The following is a 22,850-nucleotide window of genomic DNA, read 5'->3' on the forward strand; positions in this document are numbered from 1 at the left end:
GGCGCGCTGCCCTCCGTCGTGTCGCGCGGTTGCCTCGACGGGCGCGGTCGGCCCCTGCCGTGTTTCGCGGTTGCCCTGACGTGCCCGGCCGACCCCCGACGCGTTCCTCGGTGGTCCCGATACACACCGCCGGCCCCGCCGAGCCCGGCCGGCGCCGCCGGCCCGCGCCGGTCGCGCGATACTCCACCGGACTGCGGGCGTCGCCTCCGTCGCCCGTACCTCGGCCCGTCCCGCCACCACCGTGCCCCGGGCACGTCACGAGCCTCCCGCAGCCCCCGACCCCACCCCACCGACGTCACCCGCGGACCCCCGGGGGCCCGCCCCAGCATCCGGCCGCCCTCGGGCCCCGTCCCGCCACCGGACGTGCCTCCGGCGCGCGGCCACCCCGGGATCCCCGCCCCCCTTCCACCTCAACCAGCCCGCCCCGCAGGGCAGTACCCACTTTCGGGTCGCTTCGAGGCGCTTTCCCGGCGCGCCGCCCCCACCGCGGACAAGCTGGACTCCCGTCCCGCGCCCGCCCGGAGGACCCATGAGCACGCCGCCCCTCGCCTCAGGACCCCATGGCCCCGGCGCGCTGCGGCCCCTGCTCCACACCGTCCTCGACGCCCTCCAGGACGGCACCCGGGCCCGCGGCGGCCCCCTGCCCGCCGGCGGTCCCGACAAGACCGCCGCACACCTGCGCGACGCCGTCGGCGACCTCCTGCCCGAGCACGGCGACCCCGACGCCCTCCGTACCCTCGTCACCGCGGTCGCCGCAGGCTCCGCCGACCCCGCCGACCCGCTCTGCGCCGCCCACCTGCACTGCCCGCCGCTCGCCGTCGCTACCGCCGCCGACCTCGCCGCCTCCGCCCTCAACCCCTCCCTCGACTCCTGGGACCAGGCCCCCGCGGCGTCCGCGCTGGAGACCCTTCTCACCCGCACCCTCGCCCGGCACGCAGGCCTGACCGACGCCCTCGTCACCACCGGCGGCACCGAATCCAACCACCTCGCCCTCCTCCTCGCCCGCGAGGCCCACGGCGCAGGCCTCCGCCTCGTCCACGGCGCGAACGCCCACCACTCCCTCCCACGCGCCGCCTGGCTCCTCGGCCTGCCCGATCCCGTCGCCGTGCCCGCCCCCGCCGGCACCCTCGACCCCGCCGCCCTCGACGCCGCCCTCACCCACCTGCCCGGCCCCCACCTCGTCGCCGCCACCGCGGGAACCACCGACGCCGGCCTCATCGACCCCCTCCCCGACATCGCCGATGTGTGCGCCGCCCATGCCGCCCGCCTCCACATCGACGCCTCCTACGCCGGCCCCCTCCTGTTCAGCCCCACCCACCGCGCCCGCCTCGACGGCCTCGACGCAGCCCACACCGTCACCCTCGACCTGCACAAACTCGGCTGGCAGCCCATCGCCGCCGGACTCCTCGCCGTCCGCGACCCCGCCGACCTCACCCCCCTCCACCTCGACGCCGACTACCTCAACGCCCCCGACGACACCGCAGCCGGCATCCCCGACCTCCTCGGCCGCTCCCTGCGCACCAGCCGCCGCCCCGACACCCTCAAGATCGCCGCCACCCTCAAGACCCTCGGCCGCCGCGGGCTCGCCACCCTCGTCGACCAGGTCCTCGCCCACGCCCAGACCCTGGCCGACCTCGTCACCGCCGAACCCCGCCTCGACCTCTACGACCGACCCACCCTCAGCACCGTCCTCCTGCGCCCCGCCCACGCCCCCGACACCACCGTCGCAGAACTGCGCCGCCGCCTGATCACCGACGGCCGCGCCGTCCTCGGCCGGGCCCACCTCGACGGCCGCCTCTGGCTCAAAGCCACCCTCCTCAACCCCCACACCCGGCCCGCCGACCTGACCCTCCTCCTCGACCGCATCCTCGAACGCACCGAAGGACCCGCCCCCGCATGAACACACCCCCACGCCCCGAGCCCGACGCCCCCCGCGACCTCGTCGGCATCGGCATCGGCCCCTTCAACCTCTCCCTGGCCGCCCTCGCCCACCCCCTCACCGAACTCGACACCGTCTTCTACGAACAGCACCCCGGCTTCCACTGGCACCCCGGCCTGCTCATCGACGGCGCCCGCATCCAGGTGCCCTTCCTCGCCGACCTCGTCACCCTCACCGACCCCACCAGCCGCTGGAGCTTCCTCAACTACCTCAAGGCCCGCGACCGCCTCTTCCCCTTCTACTTCGCCGAGCGCTTCCACATCCACCGCGCCGAGTACGACGCCTACTGCCGCTGGGTCGCCGAACACCTCCCCGCCCTGCACTTCCGCCACCAGGTCGACGCCGTCCGCTGGAACCCCGAACGCGACCTCTTCGAAGTCGACTTCACCCAACTCGACACCGAAGGCGAAGCCGAAGCCCTGGGCCGCACCTACGCCCGGAACGTCGTCCTCGGCATCGGCACCGAACCCCACGTCCCCGAACCACTACGGCCCCTCGCCGAGGCACCCGGCGTGCCCGTCCTGCACGCCGCCGACTACCTCGACCACCGCGACACCCTCCGCACCGCCGACCACGTCACCGTCGTCGGCTCCGGACAGACCGGCGCCGAGATCTTCCTCGACCTCCTCCGCACCCGCCCCACCGGACACGAGGGCCTCCACTGGATCGGCCGCACCCCCGCCTTCGCCCCCATGGAGTACTCCAAACTCGGCCTCGAACACTTCACCCCCGACTACACCCGCTACTTCCACGGCCTCACCGAACCGGTCCGCGACCAACTCGCCACCACCCAGTGGCAACTCCACAAAGGCATCGACGCCGACACCCTCACCGCCATCCACGACGAGCTCTACCGCCGCACCCTGCACGGAGGCTGGCCCGACACCGTCCTCACCCCCGGCGTCCGCGTCCGCACCGCCGGCCGCCTCGCCACCACCAAAGTCGAACTCCACCTCGAACACATCGAACAAGGCACCCGCTCCCGTCTCACCACCGACGCCGTCGTCCTCGCCACCGGCTACCGCGAACGCCCCTTCACCCCACTCCTCGCCGGCCTCGACCCCTACCTGCGCCGCGACTCCGGCCGACGCCCCCGCATCGACGAACACTTCCGCCTCGACCTCGACCCCTCCGTCACCGGAACCGTCTACGTCCAGAACGCCGAACGCCACACCCACGGCGTCGGCACCCCCGACCTCGGCCTCGCCGCCTGGCGCAGCGCCACCATCCTCAACACCCTCACCGGCAAGGAGACCTACCCCCTCCCCGACCGCACCGCCTTCACCACCTTCGGCCTGACCCCCCATCCCCACATCCCGCCGGCCCGCCAGGCCCCGGCCATCGCCCCCCTCCTCACCGACGGCCGCTGAGACACGCCGAGGGCGGGCCGGCACCAGCCGACCCGCCCCCTGCTCCCACGCCGCACCGACCCGGACGCCCAGGCCGTGGCGCGCCCTAGAACACCGGCGTACCGTCCCGCGTCAGCCTCCAGTCCACCGACGCGAAGTCACGCGGATCCAGCACACCCTTCGCCGTCACCCACTCCGCGATCCGCGTCCGGATCTCCGTCGACTCCGACCACAGCTCCTTCGCCGACGCCACGAACGGGAACGCACCCCCGCCATTGGCCCGGTAGTTGTTCACCGCGAACACGAACTGCTGCGCATCGTCCAGCGGAGCACCCCCGAACGTCAGATTCGTGATCCGCTCACCCGCGGCCCGCGCGATGTCGATGTCGTACCGCAGCCCCGACACATAGTCGTAGTTGTAGTCCGGACGGCCGTTCGCATTCGTCAGCGTCTCCACGTCGACCACCGCATCCGCCGCGGTCCGCACGAAGTACTCCGCCGAGTACTCCAGGTACGCCCGGACCTGCGCACCCGTCATCAACTTCGCCACCAGCGTGTTGTCGTACACGTACAGACTCGACAGATCCCGGATCGTCACCTCGCCGGCCGGGATCTCCGACGTCCGCGAGAACGGCGACGCCTGCGCGATCACCGGCAGCGACGCGTACTCCGTCCCCGCCAGCGCCGCCCTGACGACGTCCTCCTGCACCGTCGTGATCAGGTCGATGATCGGGGCGTCCTTGTACCGCGCCTCCACCGTCGTCAGTGTCTGCGTCGCCTTCCCCACGACCTGGTTGACGTACGCCACCACCTGCTCGTGCTCGTCCGCAAGCAGCTTCGTGATCGCCGGATCGTCGGCCACCGAGCTGGAGTTCCGCAGCGACGCGGACACCGACTCCACCGTCCACCGCCCACGGGAGAACACCAGCTCGATGTCGAACAGCGTCAGCCGCTCCGCATAGCACAGCGGCTCCGACAGCACGACCGTCCTGCCCGTGCTTTCGTTGACGACCTTCAGCTCCGGAATCTCCACATGCGCGTGCCCGACCAGAATCGCGTCGATGTCCGGGACCTGCCGCGCCACATTCGCCGCGGCGTTCTCCACGTACGGCACCTGATCACCGTACGACGACGTCCCCGACGTCCCCGAGTGCGCCGACACCACCACCACGTCCGCGCCCATCGACTTCAGCTTCGGCACCCACTTCGCCGCCTGCTCCTCCAGCCCGGGGAACGCCAGCTTCCCCTGCACGTACGCCTTGTCCCAGATCGCGATGCCCGGGTTCGTCAGACCCAGCACCGCCACCTTCACCGGCGGCAGCCCCGGCACATGGAACCGCTTCATGAAGTACGGCGGAAACGCCGGACGCAGCGTCGTCGCGTCCACCGCGTTCGCACCCAGCAGCGGGAAGTCGCACTGCGCCTCGAACCTGCGCAGCGTGTCGATCCCGTAGTTGAACTCGTGGTTGCCCAGCGCCGCCGCGTCGTACCCGATCGCGTTCATCGCCTGCGCCATCGGATGCACCGGACCACCCTCGGCGGTGATCGGGTCCACCTTCGCGTAGTAGTACGCCAGCGGAGTCCCCTGGATCGTGTCACCGGCGTCCAGCAGCAGCGTGTGTGCGCGGCCCTTCTCCGCCCGCACCTCGTTCACCAGCGTCGAAATACGCGCCAGTCCCTGAGCGTTGCCCGCCTTGTCCGCGTACTCCGCGTCCTTGAAGTAGTCCCAGTTGAAGACGTGCCCGTGCAGGTCCGTCGTCCCCATGACGGTCAGCGCGTACCGCTTCACCGGCCTCCCGCCACCCTTCGCCCCCCCGGCCTGCGAGGCCGGTGACGCCTGCGCCGCCGGAGCCGCCGCCGCACCCGCGACCGCCACCCCCGCCCCCGTCACGGCCGACTTCTTCAGAAACTTCCGGCGGTTCAGCGCCATGTCTGCCTCTCCTCGGGGAAATCCTCTTCCCACGCGCCCACAACGCGCGTAGATGAACGCGCGTAGATTCTGACCCGGACACGACCGACAACAACAGGCCCCGCAGGTTGCGATTACATGACCCGACCTGTGAATCTGACAGACCGTAACCCGCCAACCCGTGACACAGTGGCCGGTATGACCCAGGCCGACCTCGCCCACGGCACCCCCGACACCCCCCACATCACCGTCCGCGGTGAAGCCCACCTCGAAGTCGCCCCCGAGATCGCCCGCATCACCATCACCGTCCACGCCCGGGCCCGCGACCACCGCACCGCCCTCGACGACCTCACCCGGCGCAACACCACCACCCTCAACCTGCTCAAGGAGTACGGACCCGCAGTCGAACGCATCGAGACCGGCACCTTCTCCCTCAACCCCGAACTCACCCGCCACGGCCGCGGCGAACGCATCCGCACCCACCACGGCACCCTCCGCATCACCGCCGAACTCAACGACTTCACCGCACTCGGCGAACTCACCACCCGCCTCGCCGACCTCGAACTCACCCGCGTCGACGGCCCTTGGTGGTCCCTGCGCCCCGACTCACCCGCCCACCGGGCAAGCCCGCCGCCAAGCCGTCCACGAAGCCCTCCGCCGCGCCCGCGAATACGCCGAGGCACTCGGCACCACACTGGCCGCCCTGGTGGAACTCGCGGACACCGGCACGCACCACACCCCTGCCACCCACGCGCAGACCCCCGGCCTCCTGCGCTCCTCGGCCCCCGGCGCCGGCCCCGAAGCCGACGAGCCCGCCCCCCTGAACCTGCAGCCCGAACGCCGACACGTCCACGCACAGGTCGACGCCCGCTTCACCGTCGTACCGCCGGACCTGCGAGCCTGAACGGAGCAGCCCCCTCGTACGGCACCCCGAACACCCCCCGGACGGGCCACCGGAACTCCCCCGGGGGAAAGCCATCCTGAACGTACGACGGACAGACACCCGAAACCTTCGGACCGCGCCCCGGACACACCCCCGCAACACCCCCGAACGAAAAAGCGGAACCCCCTCCGAACGGGCGCCCGAAAAACCGCCGGAATGCTCATCGGAGCGCCCCCGCGCACCATTCAACCCTTGTCAATAACCCTTCACCCAACGGTTGTTGAGTCGTCACGCCCGGCCAATTCGCTACCCACCGGTAAGCCATAGGCTCGAACCATGCGCCGAGCAAGGATCGTCTGCACCCTGGGCCCCGCCACCGACTCGTACGACCAGATCAAAGCCCTGGTCGACGCCGGAATGGACGTCGCCCGCTTCAACCTCAGCCACGGCACCCACGCCGAACACGAGGAGCGCTACCGGCGCGTGCGCAAAGCAGCCGACGAAACCGGCCGCAGCGTCGGCCTCCTCGCAGACCTTCAAGGCCCGAAGATCCGACTCGGACGCTTCACCGAAGGCCCCGTACTCCTCGAACGCGGCGACACCTTCACCATCACCGTCGAAGAAGGCGCCGAAGGCAACCAGGACCAGTGCGGCACCACCTACAGCGGCCTCGCCGCCGACGTCGCCCCCGGCGAACGCATCCTCGTCGACGACGGCAAGGTCAGCCTCCAGGTCACCGGCATCGACGGCCCCCGCGTCCGCACCCGCGTCGTCGAAGGCGGCATGGTCTCCGACAACAAAGGCCTCAACCTCCCCGGCGTCGCCGTCTCCGTCCCCGCCCTGTCCGCAAAAGACCAGGAAGACCTCCGCTGGGCCCTGCGCACCGGATTCGACGTCATCGCCCTCTCCTTCGTCCGCAGCGGCCGAGACATCGACGACGTGCACCGCATCATGGACGAGGAGAACCGCCGTCTCCCCGTGATCGCCAAAGTCGAGAAACCCCAAGCCGTCGACGCCGTCGACGACATCGTCGCCGCCTTCGACGGCATCATGGTCGCCCGCGGGGACCTCGGCGTGGAAATGCCGCTCGAACAGGTCCCCATCGTCCAGAAGCGCGCCATCAAACTCGCCAGGCGCAACGCCAAACCGGTCATCGTCGCCACCCAGATGCTCGACTCCATGATCGACAACTCCCGCCCGACCCGAGCCGAGGCCAGCGACGTGGCCAACGCCGTCCTCGACGGCACGGACGCGGTGATGCTCTCCGGCGAGACCAGCGTGGGCCAGTACGCCGTCGAGACCGTCGGCACCATGGCGAAGATCGTCGAGGCCGCCGAGGAGGACCTCCTCGCCCAGGGCCTCTCACCCCTCACCGAGAGCAACAAGCCCCGCACCCAGGGCGGCGCCGTCGCCCGCGCGGCGGCGGAGACCGGCGACTTCCTGGGCGCGAAGTTCCTCGTCGCCTTCACCCAGTCCGGCGACACGGCCCGCCGCCTCTCCCGCTACCGCTCCCCGATCCCGCTCCTCGCCTTCACCCCCGACCCCGCGACCCGCTCCCAACTGAGCCTCACCTGGGGCGTGGAGACCTTCCTCGGCCCCCACGTCGACTCCACCGACGCCATGGTCGACCAGGTCGACGAACTGCTGCTGCGCTACGGCCGCTGCGAGAAGGGCGACGCGGTGGTCATCACCGCCGGCTCCCCGCCCGGCGTCTCCGGGTCGACCAACATGGTCCGCGTCCACCACATCGGCGAGGACGACACCCCGAGGTGACGGACCGGGCCCCGGCACCGGCGCCCGTCACCGGGGCCCTGCTTCGGTCTCAGTGCTTGGGGCCGACATGGGCGTCCATGAGCGCCACGGAGGCCCTGCGGGCGACGGAGACGTTGAACGCGGTGCCGTTGCGGCGGCAGTGCGTCCATGCGACGCCGAGCCTGTCGAGAGTTCCCGTGTAGAGAGCTCGGATGTCGTCCGACGTGTCGGTGAAGAAGTAGCGCGGGTAGGTGTACCGACCGCCGGCGTTCGCCGCCGACGGTGCGGGTGGTCCAGTTGGTGATACGGCACCCGTCGGAGTGGATCAGGCCGCGGACGAACTCCCACGGATGGGCGTAGACGATCCGCCGCTGCCAGGGTTCGAGCACGATCCGGCGTTCGTGCTTCCGGCCGGGGCCGTGCTGGGGGAACAGGCATCTCAGGTGCAGTGAGTACACCTTCACCTCCCAGCACCCCTTTCGGCGGACTCTGCACACGGAGTTGTCCGGGAAGACGAGGCTCATGGTGCGTGCGCACTCGTCCACAAGCCCCGGATGAGCCGCCGCGCAGGTGATCGAGAGGCTGGGGGCCCGCATGGCGCGGTTCTGGACGATGTGCCCGTCCCCGAGGTACAGGCCCAGGAGGTAGCCGTGGGCCCTGTCGTCCAAACCGCCCTGGCAGCGAGGGCACGGGGGCGGGTGGGGACGGCCGGGGGACTCGCCGCGCTTCGCTCGGTCCATGTGCTTCCAGTAGCTGATGGTTCCCGGGGGGACGGCGAGCTCGCGTGCCACGTCCGCATTCCTCGCTCCGTTGCGCAGCAGTGAGACGGCCAGCTGTCGTACGTCAGTGCCATGGAGGTCCATGTGCTCCACTGTGAGTCACCGACCGTGACGCTGTGCAGAAAAAAGCGGAAGGCCACGCGAACGTGGCCTTCCGCTTCAACGGTGCCGGGTGCGGGACTCGAACCCGCACGTCCTCTCGGACAGATGTGTTTGAGACATCAGCGTCTGCCTGTTCCGCCAACCCGGCGACAGTACTGATCGGAGTGTACCCGGTGACCGCCCGCGGGTTCAGCTAGGTAGGCTCTTGGAAGCAGTACCGCCTGCCCTGGACCAAGGAGCCTCAGTGACCGCCCCCGAGTCGCCCCAGCCCGTAGACGTGCCCGACGACGACAAGTCGCACGTTCCCCCGCTGACGACCCGTGTCGTCATCGCCGAGGACGAGGCCCTGATCCGGCTCGATCTCAAAGAGATGCTGGAAGAGGAGGGCTACACGGTCGTCGGTGAGGCCGGTGACGGCGAGCAGGCCGTGGAACTGGCCCGGGAGCACCGGCCGGACCTGGTGATCCTCGATGTGAAGATGCCCAGGCTCGACGGCATCTCCGCGGCCGAGAAGATCGCCGAGGAGCGTATCGCGCCGGTGCTGATGCTCACCGCGTTCTCGCAGCGCGATCTGGTGGAGCGGGCGCGGGACGCCGGTGCGATGGCGTATCTGGTGAAGCCGTTCAGCAAGAGCGATGTGGTGCCGGCGATCGAGATGGCGGTGTCCCGCTTCACGGAGCTGAAGGAGCTGGAGAAGGAGATCGCGGACCTCACGCTGCGCTTGGAGACGCGCAAGCTGGTGGACCGGGCGAAGTCGATTCTCCAGACGGAGTACGGGCTGACGGAGCCCGCGGCGTTCCGGTGGATCCAGAAGACGTCGATGGACCGGCGGATGTCGATGCAGCAGGTCGCGGAGGCGGTCATCCAGGACGCGGACGAGAAGAAGGCCGCGAAGGGGAAGTGACCTTTTCGACACGGGCGTGGGCCCCCCCCCCCCCCGGGGCGGGCCCCCCCCCCGGGGGGGGGGGCCCCACGCCCGTGTCGTGAGGGGTCAGTCCTCGCCGAGGTAGGCCTTCCGGACGGACTCGTCGTGGAGGAGGTCCTGGCCGGTGCCGGACAGGACGATCTTGCCGATCTCCATGACGTGGCCGTGGTCGGCCAGGGACAGGGCGGCCTGGGCGTTCTGTTCGACGAGCAGGATCGTGGTGCCCTGTGCCTTGAGTTCGGCGATGGTGGCCATGATCTTCTGCATCATGATGGGGGAGAGGCCCATCGAGGGTTCGTCGAGCATGAGCAGCTTGGGCTGGGACATGAGCGCGCGGCCCATGGCGAGCATCTGCTGTTCGCCGCCGGAGAGGGTGCCGGCTGCCTGCTTCCTGCGTTCGCCCAGGATGGGGAAGAGGTCGTAGGCGCGCTGGATGTCCTTCTCGATGCCCTGCCGGTCGCTGCGCAGGAAGGCTCCGAGGCGGAGGTTGTCCTCGATCGTCATGCGGGGGAAGATGTGCCGCCCCTCGGGGGAGTGGGCGAGTCCCAGCTGGACGATCTGGTGGGCGGGGCTCTTCTTGAGTGATTTTCCGTTGAACTTGATCTGGCCGCCGACGGGCTTGAGCAAGCCGGAGAGGGTGCGCAGGGTGGTGGTCTTGCCGGCGCCGTTGGTGCCGATGAGGGTGACGACCTCGCCGGCGTCGACCTTGAAGGAGATGCCCTTGACGGCTTCGATCTTGCCGTAGGCGACCCGGAGGTCTTCGACTTCGAGGAGGGTGGTCATCGGTCGTTCTCCTTGCCGGGCGCGGCGTCCGTGGTGGCCTCGGCGTCTGCTTCGGCGGTCTCGACCTCGGTGGTCTCGGCCTCGGGGGCTTCGGCCTCGGTGGTCTCGGCTTCGGTGGCCTCGGCTTCGGTGTCGGCGGTGTGGGACCGTGTGGCGTGGGCTTCGGCTGCCTCGACCTCGGCTGCCTCGTCCTGCCCGGGGTCGCCTTCGTAGGGTTCGCCGAGGTAGGCGGCGACGACGCGTTCGTCGCCCTGGACGGTGGCGCTGTCGCCCTCGACGAGTTTTTCGCCCTGGACGAGGACGGCGACGCGGTCGCAGAGGTTGAAGATGAACCGCATGTCGTGCTCGATGACGAGGACGGCGATGCCCTTGTCGCGGATGGCGAAGACGAGTTCCTCGGTGGCGCGGGTCTCCTGGGGGTTCATGCCGGCGGTGGGTTCGTCGAGCAGGAGGAGGCCGGGCTCGCTGGCGAGGGCTCGGGCGATCTCGAGCTTGCGCTGTTCGCCGTAGGGGAGGTTGCGTGCGAGGTGGCCGGCCTTCTCCGCGAGGCCGACGAATTCCAGCAGTTCCATGGCGCGGTCGCGGGAGGCGCGCTCGGCCTTGTGGAATCCGGGGCCGCGCAGCAGGGCCGACCAGAGGCCTTCCTTGGTCCGCGTGTGGCGGCCCACGAGGACGTTCTCCAGCACGGTCATGTTGGCGAACAGGCGGATGTTCTGGAAGGTGCGGGCGATGCCGGCTGCGGTGACCTTGAAGGACTTGGGCGGCAGGACGTCGCCCTTGTAGCGGACTTCGCCCTCGGTGGGGATGTAGAGGCCGGTCAGGCAGTTGAAGAAGGTGGTCTTTCCGGCGCCGTTGGGGCCGATGAGGCCGACGATCTCGCCGCTGTTGACGGTGAGGTCGACGCCGCGAACGGCGGTGAGGCCGCCGAAGCGCATGGTGACGCCGCGTGCGTCGAGGACGGTCTCGCCGCTGGTGGTGGTTTGGGTGGTCATCTCAGGTCAGGCCCCTGTCTTGCTCAGCACGGTGGGCGCTTCGGCGTCTTCGTGGAACTCCAGCTGGCGGCGCCGGTTGGGGATGAGTCCCTCGGGGCGGAAGCGCATCAGCAGCACGAGGGCGAGGCCGAAGGCGAAGAGCTGGTAGTTGCCCAGGAACTGGAGCTTGGCGGGGATGAGGTAGAGCAGTGCGGCGCCGACGAGGGGTCCGCTGATGGTGCCCATGCCGCCGAGGACGACCGCGGCGAGCAGGAAGGCCGAGTTGGGCGGGACGACGTGGGCGAACTGGTACTGCTCGGGGGTCACGGTGTAGGTGACGTGTGCCTGTACGGCGCCGGCGAGGCCGGCGAGGGTGGCGCCGAGGGCGAAGGCGATGAGCTTGACGCGGAAGCCGTTGATGCCCATGGCCAGGGCGGCGGTCTCGTCCTCGCGGATGGCGACCCAGGCGCGGCCGATGCGGGAGTCGCTGCTGCGGCGGAACACCACGACCACGATGAGCGTGATGAGCAGCATCAGCAGGAAGTAGTTGGCGAATCGGGCGATGGTGAACCCGAGGATGTTGTGTTCCTGGCCGAAGTCGAAGCCGAGGATGTTCAGGTTCGGGATGGAGGAGATGCCGTTGGAGCCGTTGGTGATGTCCGGGCCGGAGGTGCCGTCGAGGTTGAGGACGGTGACGCGGAAGATCTCACCGAAGCCGAGGGTGACGATGGCGAGGTAGTCGCCGCGCAGTCGCAGGGTGGGGGCGCCGATGATGACGCCGAAGACCATGGCGACGGCTCCGCCGAGGAGGGCGGAGGCCCAGAAGGGGAGTTGGACGTGGAGCGGTGAGGCGGGGGAGCCGGAGACCAGGGCCGCGGTGTAGGCGCCGACGCCGAGGAAGGCGACGTAGCCGAGGTCGAGGAGGCCGGCGAGGCCGACGACGATGTTCAGGCCGAGGGCGACGGTGGCGAAGATGAGGATGTAGACGCCGATGGTCGCGTACTGGTCGTCGGACTGGGTGAAGGGGAAGAGGGCTGCGGCGATGAAGGCGCCGGCCATGGTGATGACGCGGTGCCGGGCGGTGATGGCCGAGATGCGGCTGATGAGGCCGGACTTGGCGAGTGCGGCGAAGCAGAAGCCGACGGTGATGAGGAAGCCGATGAACAGCTGGTCGTACTCGGTGCCGATGCCGTAGGTGAAGACGATCAGGCCGAGGGCCATGGCGGCGACGATGACGAGGATCTCGGCGTAGGCGGGCAGCCTGCGGGCCGGGGTGGGGGTGCCGGAGGCGACGGCGGCGCGCAGGATGGCGATGCCGTGGCGCACCTGGTGGCGGTAGGTCTCCCAGCCGGTGTCGTCGGGGTCGAAGGGCTCCGGTTCGGGGCGCTCGAACGGCAGGGCGGCGGCGCCTGTGACGGAGACGAGGGTGGCGACGGCGACGAGCCAGCCGCCGGGCTCCAGGTTGACCAGGCCGCCGAGCTTGGCGCTGATGGCGAGGACGGTGTACCAGGCGGTGGCGAAGGTGCCGAGGGCGGCGAGCTTGAGGGCTCCGTCGGCGCCGGCGGGGGTCAGCCAGCGCAGGCCCTTGACCTGGTAGGAGGAGAGGGCGAAGAGCGTGGTGAGGATGCCGCCGATGAGGACGAGGACCTGGAGCCCGCCCGGGTAGCCGTAGACGGTGAGGTCGCCGGGGAATTCGGCGGTCCAGGTCCAGGCGAGGAAGGTGGAGACGACCGCGAGGATGCCGCCGCCGGTGGCGAGGGCGCGGGCGACGGTCGGGGGGATGCCGCCGATGAGGCCGCTGGGGGTGGTCGCGGCGGGGGTGCTGGGGGTTTCGGGAACGGTGGTCTGTGTGGTCATCGGTGTCACGCCCTGTCCGCGACGCGCTCGCCGAGCAGGCCCTGTGGCCTGAGGAGGAGCACGAGGATGAGGAGTACGAACGCCCAGACGTCTGCCCAGGACTGGCTGCCGAACTTGTCCATGCCGGGGATGTCGCCGATGTAGGCGGTCGACAGGGCTTCGACCACACCGAGGACGATGCCGCCGATCATGGCGCCGTAGATGTTGCCGATGCCGCCGAGGACGGCTGCGGTGAAGGCCTTGAGACCGAGGATGAAGCCCATGCGGAAGTCGATCTGGCCGTACTTGAGGCCGTAGGCCATGCCGCCGACCGCTGCGAAGGCCGCGCCGAGAGCGAAGGCGATCACGATGATGCGGTCGGTGTTGACGCCCATGAGCTTGGCGGTGTCGGAGTCCTGCGCGGTGGCCTGCATGCCGCGGCCGGTGCGGGTGCGCATGACGAAGTAGGCGAGGATCGCCATGCTGAGGGGGGCGGCGATCATCAGGAAGATGTCGCCGGTCTGGATGGTGACGTTGCCGATCTCGAAGGGGCCACCCTTGATCTGGGGGAACTTCAGAGCCGACGTGGCGTCGGGGTACCAGGCCCACACGCCCTGCTGGAGGGCGAGGGAGAGGCCGATGGCGGTGATGAGGGGGGCGAGGCGGGGGGCGCCGCGCAGGGGGCGGTAGGCGAACCGTTCCGCCCCGACGGCGACGAGGACGGCGACGATGATGCCGCCGATGAGCATGAGTGGCAGTGCGATTGCCATGGAGGTGCCGTCGGGCAGGACGTACATGTAGACCGTGAACGCCCCGAAGGCGCCGGTCATGAAAATCTCGCCGTGGGCGAAGTTGATGAGCTGGACGATGCCGTAGACCATTGTGTAGCCGATGGCGACCAGCCCGTACATGGATCCCAGTAGCAGGCCGTTGACCAGCTGCTGCGGCAGTTCGTTCACCGCATGTCCTCCGAGATTTCGGATGTTTCGACGGATGGGCCGTATGTCCGGGGAGTGATGTGTCCGGATGCGAGTCCGCGCGGGGCGCCAGTGGAACAGCGCCCCGCGCGGCTCAGGTGTGGTGCGGGTGGGGGTCAGTTACCGCTGTAGGTACCGGACTCCACGGTCTTCCAGGCACCGTTCTCGACGGCGTAGACGGTGAGCTGCTTGTTGGTGGTGTCACCGTATTCGTCGAAGGAGACCTTGCCCGTCACTCCGTCGAAGGAGATGCCCTGCATGGCCGCCGTGACCTTGGCGCGGGCGTCGGAGGGCAGCTTGCCGCCGTTGTCCTCGGCGACCTTCTTGACGGCCTCGATGATCGCCCAGGCGGAGTCGTAGGCGTAGCCGCCGTAGGCGCCGTACGCCTCCTTGTAGCCGCCGGCCTTGTAGTTGTCGAGGAATTCCTTGGCGGAGGGGAGCTCGTCGAGCGGGGCGCCGACGGACGTGGCCAGGTCGCCGTTGCTGGTGGCGCCGGCCAGGTTGATGTACGTCGGGTCGTACAGGGCGTCGCCGCCGACGACCGGGATCTTCGCCCCGGCGGCCTTGATCTGCTTGCTGAGCGGGCCGGCCTGCGGGTACTCGCCGCCGTAGTAGACGACGTCGGCGCCGGAGTTCTTGACCTTGGTGGCGACCGCGGAGAAGTCCTTGGCGTCGGGGTTGATGTGCTCGGTGCCCGCGACGGTGCCGCCGAGCTTCTTGAACTCGTCGGTGAAGGTGCCGGCGAGGCCCGCGCCGTAGGTCTTCTTGTCGTCGATGACGAAGACCTTCTTCTTCTTGGCCTTGTTGAAGACGTACTGCGCGGCGAACGGGCCCTGGATGGCGTCCGTGGTCGCGGTGCGGAAGTACGACTTGTAGGTGCGGGCCTTGCTGGTCGCCCAGTTGGTGCCCTGGGTGAGGGCGGGGTTGGTGTTGGCCGGGGAGACCTCGACCAGCTTCGCGTCGTCGAAGACCTTCTGCATGGACTCGGCGACGGAGGAGTTCAGGGGGCCGACGACGCCGAGGACGTTCTTGTCGGCGACGAGCTTGACGGCGTTCTGCTGCCCGGACGACGGCTGGGCCTGGTCGTCCAGGGCCTGGACCTCGAAGGTGACGCCGTCGACGAGCTTCTGCTTGTTGGCCTGCTTGACGGCCAGGTCGACGGAGTTCTTGATGCCGAGGCCGATTGCGGACAGGTCGCCCGTGAGCGGGGCGTCGACACCGATGACGACCTTGGTGCCGCCGCTTCCGGATTTCGAGCCGCCGTCGTCGTCGCGCGAGCCGCAAGCGGTGAGGGTGAGAGCTCCCGCCGCCAGCGCGGCGGTGATGGCGATGAGCGAACGTTGACGCACGATCTGTCCTTTCCGCTGGCACAGCCGCATCCCCGTGGAGGCGGCCGAGTCGAGCGCCGGGCCGATAGACATTCCCACGGCGCGGTGACTGGGCGTGACTCTAAGCGGGTGTGGGGAAGTCGAGGAGGGTCTGACGAAGGCTGTGACGCTCTTGTTATGACACGAGGTAATGCAGAGCGGTACTGAGTGGGGGGAACGGCGGAATTACGGCCGATTCGCCCCGTCCGCATGGTGAGAACTTGCAGGACTGGCCGTGATCGGTTCAGGTGTCTCAAGGGTTTTGGTGATTACCTGGATTCGTTGCTACGGGCGACTTGTGAGGTCCGTGCAGGTCGAGTGGGGGTGGGGGCGCCGGCGCTGAGGCAGGGTCCCCCATTGCGTACGCATTACGCAGGGTTACGTGCGCGAAAGGGAATCTGGCATTCCTTGGCACTTTTCCGCATTCCGTGACATGCAAGATGATGGTGATCTTGCGTCGGGAAACTGACTTTGTCCGGAAAGGCGCGCCAGGGGATCGACCCTTGTTCGCCGGTCCGTTGTGCAATCAACTCACGCTGTGTGTGGGGTGGCTGATGGGCAGTCATCCATTGCCGGCGCCGCAGGGTGCGCACGGTGCCTCCGAACAGTATGCGTTCGGGCGGGAGTTGGCCGGTTCGATGCTCCGTGGATTGACGCCCCGCCGTTGCGCTGGGTACGGCGCGGAGCGGCGCCGGTGGCCGTCCGGATGCGCGGCGGTGTCCGGGCCCGGGCCCCCGGTGGCGGGAGTTGGGCTGCGGCTCCCCGAGTCGTGGGGTTTCGGGCCCGGGGAGCGCTGGGGCTCGCGTGCTGTCGGAGCTCCGGGCCGAGCGGCCCGGGTGCGGCGGGTGCTCGCCCGCCCGGTGTTCGGAACATCCCCGCGGTGAGCGTCTCCAGGGGCCGGGGTGTCGTCCCGGCCCCTGGAGCGCGGGTGCGGCGTGTTCGGTCAGCCGTCCGTCCCGGCGGGGGCGGCGTCGCGCAGCAGGCAGGTCAGGCGGGCGCTGCACACGCGGCGGCCCTGCTCGTCGCTGATGACGATCTCGTAGGTCGCCGTGGTGCGCCCCCGGTGCACCGGCGTCGCCACTCCGGTGACCAGGCCGGAGCGGACACCGCGGTGGTGGGTGCAGTTCAGGTCGACACCGACGGCGATCTTCCTCGTTCCGCCGTGCAGCATCGAGCCGACGGAGCCGAGGGTCTCGGCGAGGACGGCGGACGCGCCGCCGTGCAGCAGCCCGTAGGGCTGGGTGTTGCCCTCCACCGGCATCGTGCCCACGACGCGGTCGGCGGAGGCCTCCAGGATCTGGACGCCCATGCGGGTGCCGAGGTGGCCCGCCGAGAACAGGGCCTGGAGGTCGACGCCCAGGGCGGCGTACTCGTCGATGACCTCTTGCGGGAACTTCACGTGCTGCTGCTCGCCCATGGGGCCCGGCTCCGTTCGTCGATCCGTCGATCCAGGTACAGCGGTGACTTAAGCAAACGCTCAGTCGGTCGCCGATTGTTCCAGACGGACCACCACGGACTTGCTGGCCGGGGTGTTGCTGGTGTCCGCGGTGGCATCCAGCGGGACCAGCACGTTGGTCTCCGGGTAGTAGGCCGCCGCACAGCCCCGGGCCGTCGGGTAGTGCACCACCCGGAACCCGGGAGCCCGCCGCTCCACCCCGTCCTTCCACTCGCCGACGAGGTCGACGTAGGACCCGTCGGCCACGCCCAGCTCCCGCGCGTCCTCCGGGTGCACCAGGACGACCCGGCGGCCGTTGCTGATGCCCCGGTAGCGGTCGTCGAGGCCGTAGATCGTGGTGTTGTACTGGTCGTGCGAGCGCAGCGTCTGCAGCAGCAGCCGGCCCTGCGGCAGCCGCGGGTACTCCACCGGCGCCGCCGTGAAGTTGGCCTTCCCGGTGGCGGTCGGGAAGCGGCGCTCGTCGCGGGGCGCGTGCGGCAGCGTGAAGCCGCCGGGACGCGCCACGCGGGCGTTGAAGTCCTCGAAGCCGGGCACCACGCGCGCGATGCGGTCCCGGATCGCGGCGTAGTCCCTCTCGAACTCCTCCCACGGCACCACGCTGCGCCCGCCGAGCACCCGGCGCGCGAGGCGGCACACGATCGCCGGCTCGGACAGCAGCTGCGGGCCCGCTGGCTCCAGCCGGCCCCGGGAGGCGTGCACCATGCCCATGGAGTCCTCGACCGTCACGAACTGCTCGCCGCTGCCCTGCCGGTCGCGCTCGGTGCGGCCGAGGGTGGGCAGGATGAGCGCACGCGCGCCCGTGACGACGTGCGAGCGGTTCAGCTTCGTCGACACGTGCACGGTCAGCCGGGCACGGCGCACGGCCGCCTCGGTGACGTCGGTGTCGGGGGAGGCGGAGACGAAGTTGCCGCCCATCGCGAAGAACACCTTCGCCTCGCCGTCGCGCAGCGCGCGGATGGCCCGGACGACGTCGTACCCGTGCTCGCGCGGCGGGGCGAAGCCGAACTCCTTCTCCAGCGCGTCCAGGAACGCCGGCGCGGGCCGCTCGAAGATGCCCATGGTGCGGTCGCCCTGCACGTTGGAGTGCCCGCGCACCGGGCAGACGCCCGCGCCGGGACGGCCGACGGCGCCGCGCAGCAGCAGGAGGTTGACCACCTCGCGGATGGTCGGTACGGCGTGCTTGTGCTGGGTGAGGCCCATGGCCCAGCAGACGATGGTGCGCCGGGAGGCGAGCACCATCGCCAGCGCCCGCTCGATCTCCGCGCGGGTGAGGCCGGTGGCGGCGAGCGTCTCGTCCCAGTCGGCGGCCCGGGCCGCCTCGGCGAACTCCTCGTAGCCATGGGTGTGCTCGCGGACGAAGGCCTCGTCGACGGCTCCCTCGGTCTCGACGACCAGCTTGTTCAGGAGGCGGAAGAGGGCCTGGTCGCCGCCGATGCGGATCTGCAGGAACAGATCGGTCAGCGTGGCGCCGGCGGTGAGGCCCTTGGGTGTCTGCGGGTTCTTGAAGCGCTCCAGCCCGGCCTCGGGCAGCGGATTGATGCTGATGATCTTCGCGCCGCCGGCCTTGGCCTTCTCCAGCGCGGAGAGCATGCGCGGGTGGTTGGTGCCGGGGTTCTGCCCGGCGACGATGATCAGGTCGGCCTGGTACAGGTCCTCCAGGAGCACGCTGCCCTTGCCGACGCCGAGCGTCTGAGACAGGGCCGAGCCGGACGACTCGTGGCACATGTTGGAGCAGTCGGGGAGGTTGTTGGTGCCCAGTTCCCGGGCGAACAGCTGGTAGAGGAACGCGGCCTCGTTGCTGGTGCGGCCCGAGGTGTAGAAGACGGCCTCGTCCGGGGAGCCGAGGCCGGTGATCTCCTCGGCGATGATGTCGAAGGCGCGCTCCCAGGTGACCGGTTCGTAGCGGTCGGCGCCCTCTGGCAGGTACATGGGGTGCGTCAGGCGGCCCTGCTGCCCCAGCCAGTAGCCGCTGCGAGTGGCGAGATCGGTCACGGGGTGCGCGGCGAAGAACTCCGGGGTGACCCGGCGCAGCGTGGCCTCCTCGGCGACCGCCTTCGCGCCGTTCTCGCAGAACTCCGCCGCGTGCCGGCGCTCCGGTTCCGGCCAGGCGCAGCCCGGGCAGTCGAAGCCGTCCTTCTGGTTCACCCGCAGCAGCGTCAGCGCGGTGCGCCTCACGCCCATCTGCTGCTGGGCCATGCGCAGCGAGTGCCCGACGGCCGGCAGGCCCGCCGCCGCGTGCTGGGGGGCGCTGACCTGCGGCGCGTCCTGGACCGGATCGCCCTTCGGCGGCTTCGTCGCCATCGCGCACTCTCCTTCGGGTACACGTGTGAAGTACGTCTCCGATCCTCGCACGCGCCACCGACCACCAGGGCGGGCGGGCTCCGCGCACAGCTCCGGGCCGCCTCGCGGTGGACGGCGCGCCCCCTCGTTCCCCGCTCCTGCCGGGGCCCCGCGTGGTGAGGGCGGTCGGCGGCCTCGGATCGGTGCCGGGCGGCACCGACCGGGCGGGCGCCGGTGTCCCGCGGGTCTCTCGCGGACCGATTGCCGCAGCGCCGTCCCGCCCGGCGAGGCGCGCTTCGTGGTCCCGTCCCGGTCGGGATTCCGGCGCGCCCTGTGCCCGGACCGGCGGCCGCGCGGGACGCCGCCCGGGCCGCAGGCGGTCCGTGGCCGTCCGGACCGGTCTCCGCCGACGGGCCCGCTGCGCAGGCGGGCCGTGGCACGGCCGCCGGTCCGGACGGGTCTGCTTCGGCCGGGCTGTGGGCGGCCCTGCCGCCACGGGGCCGGGACCGGCCGCCCGCGGGTGGCGGCCGACTGTCACCGGGCCGTGGCAGGATCGGGTGCGTGGCAGAGACAGCATCGAAGAAGACCGACAGCACCCCCGGCGGCAGCCGCCCGCGCCTGATGCTCATGGACGGGCACTCCCTGGCCTACCGCGCGTTCTTCGCGCTGCCCGCGGAGAACTTCACCACCGCGACCGGCCAGCCGACGAACGCGATCTACGGTTTCGCGTCGATGCTGGCCAACACACTGCGTGACGAGGCGCCGACGCACTTCGCAGTGGCGTTCGACGTCTCCCGCAAGACCTGGCGGTCGCAGGAGTTCACCGAGTACAAGGCGAACCGCTCCAAGACGCCGGACGAGTTCAAGGGGCAGGTGGAGCTGATCGGCGAGCTGCTCGACGCGATGCACGTCTCCCGCTTCGCCGTCGACGGCTTCGAGGCCGACGACATCATCGCCACGCTCGCGACGCAGGCCGAGGCCGAGGGCTTCGAGGTGCTGATCGTCACGGGCGACCGCGACAACTTCCAGCTGATCACCGAGAACGTCACGGTGCTCTACCCGACGAAGGGCGTGTCGGAGCTCACCCGCTTCACCCCCGAGAAGGTCGTCGAGAAGTACGGGTTGACGCCCGCTCAGTACCCGGACTTCGCGGCCCTGCGCGGCGACCCGTCCGACAACCTGCCGGGCATCCCCGGGGTCGGCGAGAAGACGGCCGCGAAGTGGATCAACCAGTTCGGTTCGTTCGCGGACCTCGTCGAGCGGGTCGACGAGGTCAAGGGCAAGGCCGGGCAGAACCTGCGCGACCACCTGGAGGCGGTCAAGCTCAACCGCCGGCTGACGGAGATGGTCCGCACCGTCGAGCTGGACCGGACCGTCCCCGACCTGGAGCGCGCGCCCTACGACCGCAAGGCCGTCGCGATGATCCTGGACACCCTGGAGATCCGCAATCCCTCGCTGCGTGAGCGGCTGCTGGCCGTCGACCCGGGCGCGGAGGAGGCGGAGACGACACCGGTCGTCGCCGACGGGGTGGAGCTGGACGGGACGGTGCTGGGCACCGGGGAGCTGGCCCCGTGGCTGGCGGAGCACGCCGACGACGCCCTGGGCGTCGCCACCGTCGACTCGTGGGCGCTGGGTACCGGCTCGGTGGCCGAGGTCGCCCTCGCCACGGACCGGGGACCCGCCGCCTGGTTCGACCCGTCGCAGCTGGACGAGGCCGACGAGCGGGCGTTCGCGGACTGGCTGGCCGACGCCTCCCGGCCCAAGGTCCTGCACAACGCCAAGGGCGCCATGCGCGTGTTCGCCGAGCACGGCTGGAGCGTCGACGGCGTCGCCATGGACACCGCCCTCGCCGCCTACCTGGTCAAGCCGGGCCGCCGCTCCTTCGACCTGGACGCGCTGTCCCTGGAGTACCTGGGCCGCGAGCTGGCCCCGGCCGCAGCGGCCGACGGGCAGCTCGCCTTCGGTGCCGACGACGGCGCGGAGGCCGAGGCGCTGATGATCCAGGCCCGTGCCGTCCTCGACCTCGGCCAGGCCTTCCGGACCAGGCTGGAGGAGGTCGGCGCCGCGGACCTGCTGCAGGACATGGAACTGCCCACGTCCGTGCTCCTGGCCCGCATGGAGCGGCACGGCATCGCCGCCGACCGGGCCCATCTGGAGGCCATGGAGCAGATGTTCGCGGGCGCCGTGCAGCAGGCGGTGAAGGAGGCGCACGCCGCGGCCGGACACGAGTTCAACCTGGGGTCGCCCAAGCAACTGCAGGAGGTCCTCTTCGGCGAACTCGGCCTGCCGAAGACGAAGAGGACCAAGACCGGCTACACCACCGACGCGGACGCGCTGGCCTGGCTGGCCACCCAGACCGACAACGAACTGCCGGTCATCATGCTGCGGCACCGCGAGCAGGCCAAGCTGCGCGTCACCGTCGAGGGCCTGATCAAGACGATCGCGGCGGACGGCCGGATCCACACCACCTTCAACCAGACGGTCGCGGCGACCGGACGGCTGTCGTCCACCGACCCGAACCTGCAGAACATCCCGGTCCGCACGGACGAGGGCCGCGCCATCCGCCGCGGCTTCGTCGTCGGCGAGGGCTACGAGTCCCTGATGACCGCCGACTACAGCCAGATCGAACTGCGGGTGATGGCCCATCTGTCCCAGGACGAGGGCCTGATCGAGGCGTTCACCTCCGGGGAGGACCTGCACACCACGGCGGCCTCCCAGGTGTTCGCCGTGGAGCGGTCGGCGGTGGACGCCGAGATGCGCCGCAAGATCAAGGCGATGTCGTACGGCCTGGCCTACGGCCTGTCGGCGTTCGGGCTGTCGCAGCAGCTGAACATCGAGGCCGCCGAGGCCCGTGCCCTGATGGACGCCTACTTCGACCGTTTCGGCGGGGTCCGGGACTATCTGCACAGGGTCGTCGACGAGGCACGGGCGACGGGCTACACGGCGACGCTCTTCGGCCGCCGCCGCTACCTGCCCGACCTCAACAGCGACAACCGCCAGCGCCGCGAGGCAGCCGAGCGGATGGCCCTCAACGCGCCGATCCAGGGCACCGCCGCCGACATCGTCAAGATCGCCATGCTCAAGGTGGACGGCGCGCTCCGCGCGGCCGCGCTCACCTCCCGCATGCTGCTCCAGGTGCACGACGAGATCGTCCTGGAGATCGCGCCCGGCGAGCGTGACGCGGTGGAGGAACTCGTCCGCCGCGAGATGGCGGGAGCCGTCCATCTGCACGCCCCCCTGGACGTATCGGTCGGTGTCGGCCCGGACTGGGAGTCCGCGGCACACTGACCCTGCGCCGGCACGGACTGCCGGAAGGCCCACGGCGTCCGGCGCGGAGCCGCGCGAAGCGGCGCACGACCCGTTGCGGGAGTACCAGGTCGTGCGACCGCGCGGCGACGTACCGCTCCGGGCGTCGCGCGCCGCGGGCCCTTCCCGGCCGCGGCGCCGGCGTCCGCCGCCCGCCGGGGCCCCTTCGCCGCGGGGGTTCGGCGTGGAGCCCTTCCGCCCGCGCCCGCCGCAGGCCCTGCCGCTCCGCCTCGACG

General features: G+C 70.5%; 13 protein-coding genes, 1 tRNA gene and 2 pseudogenes. 6 read left to right on the forward strand and 10 right to left on the reverse strand.

Annotation, left to right across the window (positions count from 1 at the left end):
- Positions 1-529: 529 nt before the first annotated feature.
- Positions 530-1,900 carry a pyridoxal phosphate-dependent decarboxylase family protein gene (locus tag JS756_RS07510; RefSeq protein WP_205382206.1) on the forward strand — a complete coding sequence of 457 codons (1,371 nt, stop codon included), beginning with the start codon at positions 530-532 and terminating at the stop codon, positions 1,898-1,900.
- A complete protein-coding gene (locus JS756_RS07515; RefSeq protein ID WP_205382207.1) occupies positions 1,897-3,309 on the forward strand; it encodes a lysine N(6)-hydroxylase/L-ornithine N(5)-oxygenase family protein in 1,413 nt (470 codons plus the stop codon). The genes JS756_RS07510 and JS756_RS07515 overlap by 4 nt, the downstream gene beginning before the upstream one ends.
- Positions 3,310-3,394: 85 nt before the next feature.
- On the opposite strand, the gene JS756_RS07520 is transcribed toward JS756_RS07515, so the two are convergent.
- Positions 3,395-5,218 (reverse strand): bifunctional metallophosphatase/5'-nucleotidase, encoded by a 1,824-nt coding sequence (locus JS756_RS07520; RefSeq protein ID WP_205382208.1) that lies wholly within the window; start codon positions 5,216-5,218, stop codon positions 3,395-3,397.
- A gap of 177 nt (positions 5,219-5,395) precedes the next feature.
- Between JS756_RS07520 and JS756_RS07525 the strand changes: the two are divergent.
- A pseudogene (locus JS756_RS07525) lies at positions 5,396-6,101 on the forward strand (SIMPL domain-containing protein).
- 315 nt (positions 6,102-6,416) lie between these two features.
- Positions 6,417-7,853, forward strand: coding sequence for a pyruvate kinase (gene pyk, locus JS756_RS07530; protein WP_205382209.1), 1,437 nt, complete (start codon positions 6,417-6,419; stop codon positions 7,851-7,853).
- A gap of 49 nt (positions 7,854-7,902) precedes the next feature.
- On the opposite strand, the pseudogene JS756_RS36600 reads toward pyk, so the two are convergent.
- Positions 7,903-8,695 (reverse strand): annotated as a pseudogene (locus tag JS756_RS36600) (helix-turn-helix domain-containing protein).
- An 82-nt stretch (positions 8,696-8,777) separates the two neighbouring features.
- A tRNA-Leu gene (locus JS756_RS07535) sits at positions 8,778-8,861 on the reverse strand.
- Between the two features lie 96 nt (positions 8,862-8,957).
- Here JS756_RS07535 and JS756_RS07540 point away from each other — a divergent pair.
- A complete protein-coding gene (locus JS756_RS07540) occupies positions 8,958-9,617 on the forward strand; it encodes an ANTAR domain-containing response regulator (protein WP_205382210.1) in 660 nt (219 codons plus the stop codon).
- 87 nt (positions 9,618-9,704) lie between these two features.
- On the opposite strand, the gene JS756_RS07545 is transcribed toward JS756_RS07540, so the two are convergent.
- The 7 genes from JS756_RS07545 to JS756_RS07575 all read right to left on the reverse strand — a co-directional run bounded on the left by JS756_RS07545 (position 9,705) and on the right by JS756_RS07575 (position 19,329).
- Positions 9,705-10,421: an ABC transporter ATP-binding protein gene (locus JS756_RS07545; RefSeq protein WP_205382211.1), complete on the reverse strand. Its 717-nt coding sequence runs from the start codon at positions 10,419-10,421 to the stop codon at positions 9,705-9,707.
- Entirely contained in the window at positions 10,418-11,413 is a 996-nt protein-coding gene (locus JS756_RS37535; RefSeq protein WP_205382212.1) for an ABC transporter ATP-binding protein, read from the reverse strand. Before JS756_RS37535 ends, JS756_RS07545 begins: the two co-directional genes overlap by 4 nt.
- 6 nt (positions 11,414-11,419) lie before the next feature.
- Complete coding sequence (locus JS756_RS07555) at positions 11,420-13,249, reverse strand: branched-chain amino acid ABC transporter permease (RefSeq protein WP_205382214.1); 1,830 nt, start codon at positions 13,247-13,249, stop codon at positions 11,420-11,422.
- A 5-nt stretch (positions 13,250-13,254) separates the two neighbouring features.
- Positions 13,255-14,187: a branched-chain amino acid ABC transporter permease gene (locus JS756_RS07560; RefSeq protein ID WP_205382215.1), complete on the reverse strand. Its 933-nt coding sequence runs from the start codon at positions 14,185-14,187 to the stop codon at positions 13,255-13,257.
- 134 nt (positions 14,188-14,321) lie between these two features.
- Complete coding sequence (locus JS756_RS07565) at positions 14,322-15,554, reverse strand: branched-chain amino acid ABC transporter substrate-binding protein (protein WP_205382216.1); 1,233 nt, start codon at positions 15,552-15,554, stop codon at positions 14,322-14,324.
- A 961-nt stretch (positions 15,555-16,515) separates the two neighbouring features.
- Positions 16,516-16,989, reverse strand: coding sequence for a PaaI family thioesterase (locus JS756_RS07570; RefSeq protein WP_205382217.1), 474 nt, complete (start codon positions 16,987-16,989; stop codon positions 16,516-16,518).
- A 60-nt stretch (positions 16,990-17,049) separates the two neighbouring features.
- Positions 17,050-19,329 (reverse strand): FdhF/YdeP family oxidoreductase, encoded by a 2,280-nt coding sequence (locus JS756_RS07575; protein WP_205382218.1) that lies wholly within the window; start codon positions 19,327-19,329, stop codon positions 17,050-17,052.
- Between the two features lie 540 nt (positions 19,330-19,869).
- Here JS756_RS07575 and polA point away from each other — a divergent pair.
- The gene (gene polA, locus JS756_RS07580) at positions 19,870-22,596 is read left to right on the forward strand and encodes a DNA polymerase I (protein ID WP_205382219.1); all 2,727 of its coding nucleotides are present in this window, start codon (positions 19,870-19,872) and stop codon (positions 22,594-22,596) included.
- Positions 22,597-22,850: the final 254 nt, after the last annotated feature.

The sequence above is a fragment of the Streptomyces actuosus genome, from assembly GCF_016921115.1.
GTDB classification, from domain to species: Bacteria; Actinomycetota; Actinomycetes; order Streptomycetales; family Streptomycetaceae; genus Streptomyces; species Streptomyces actuosus_A.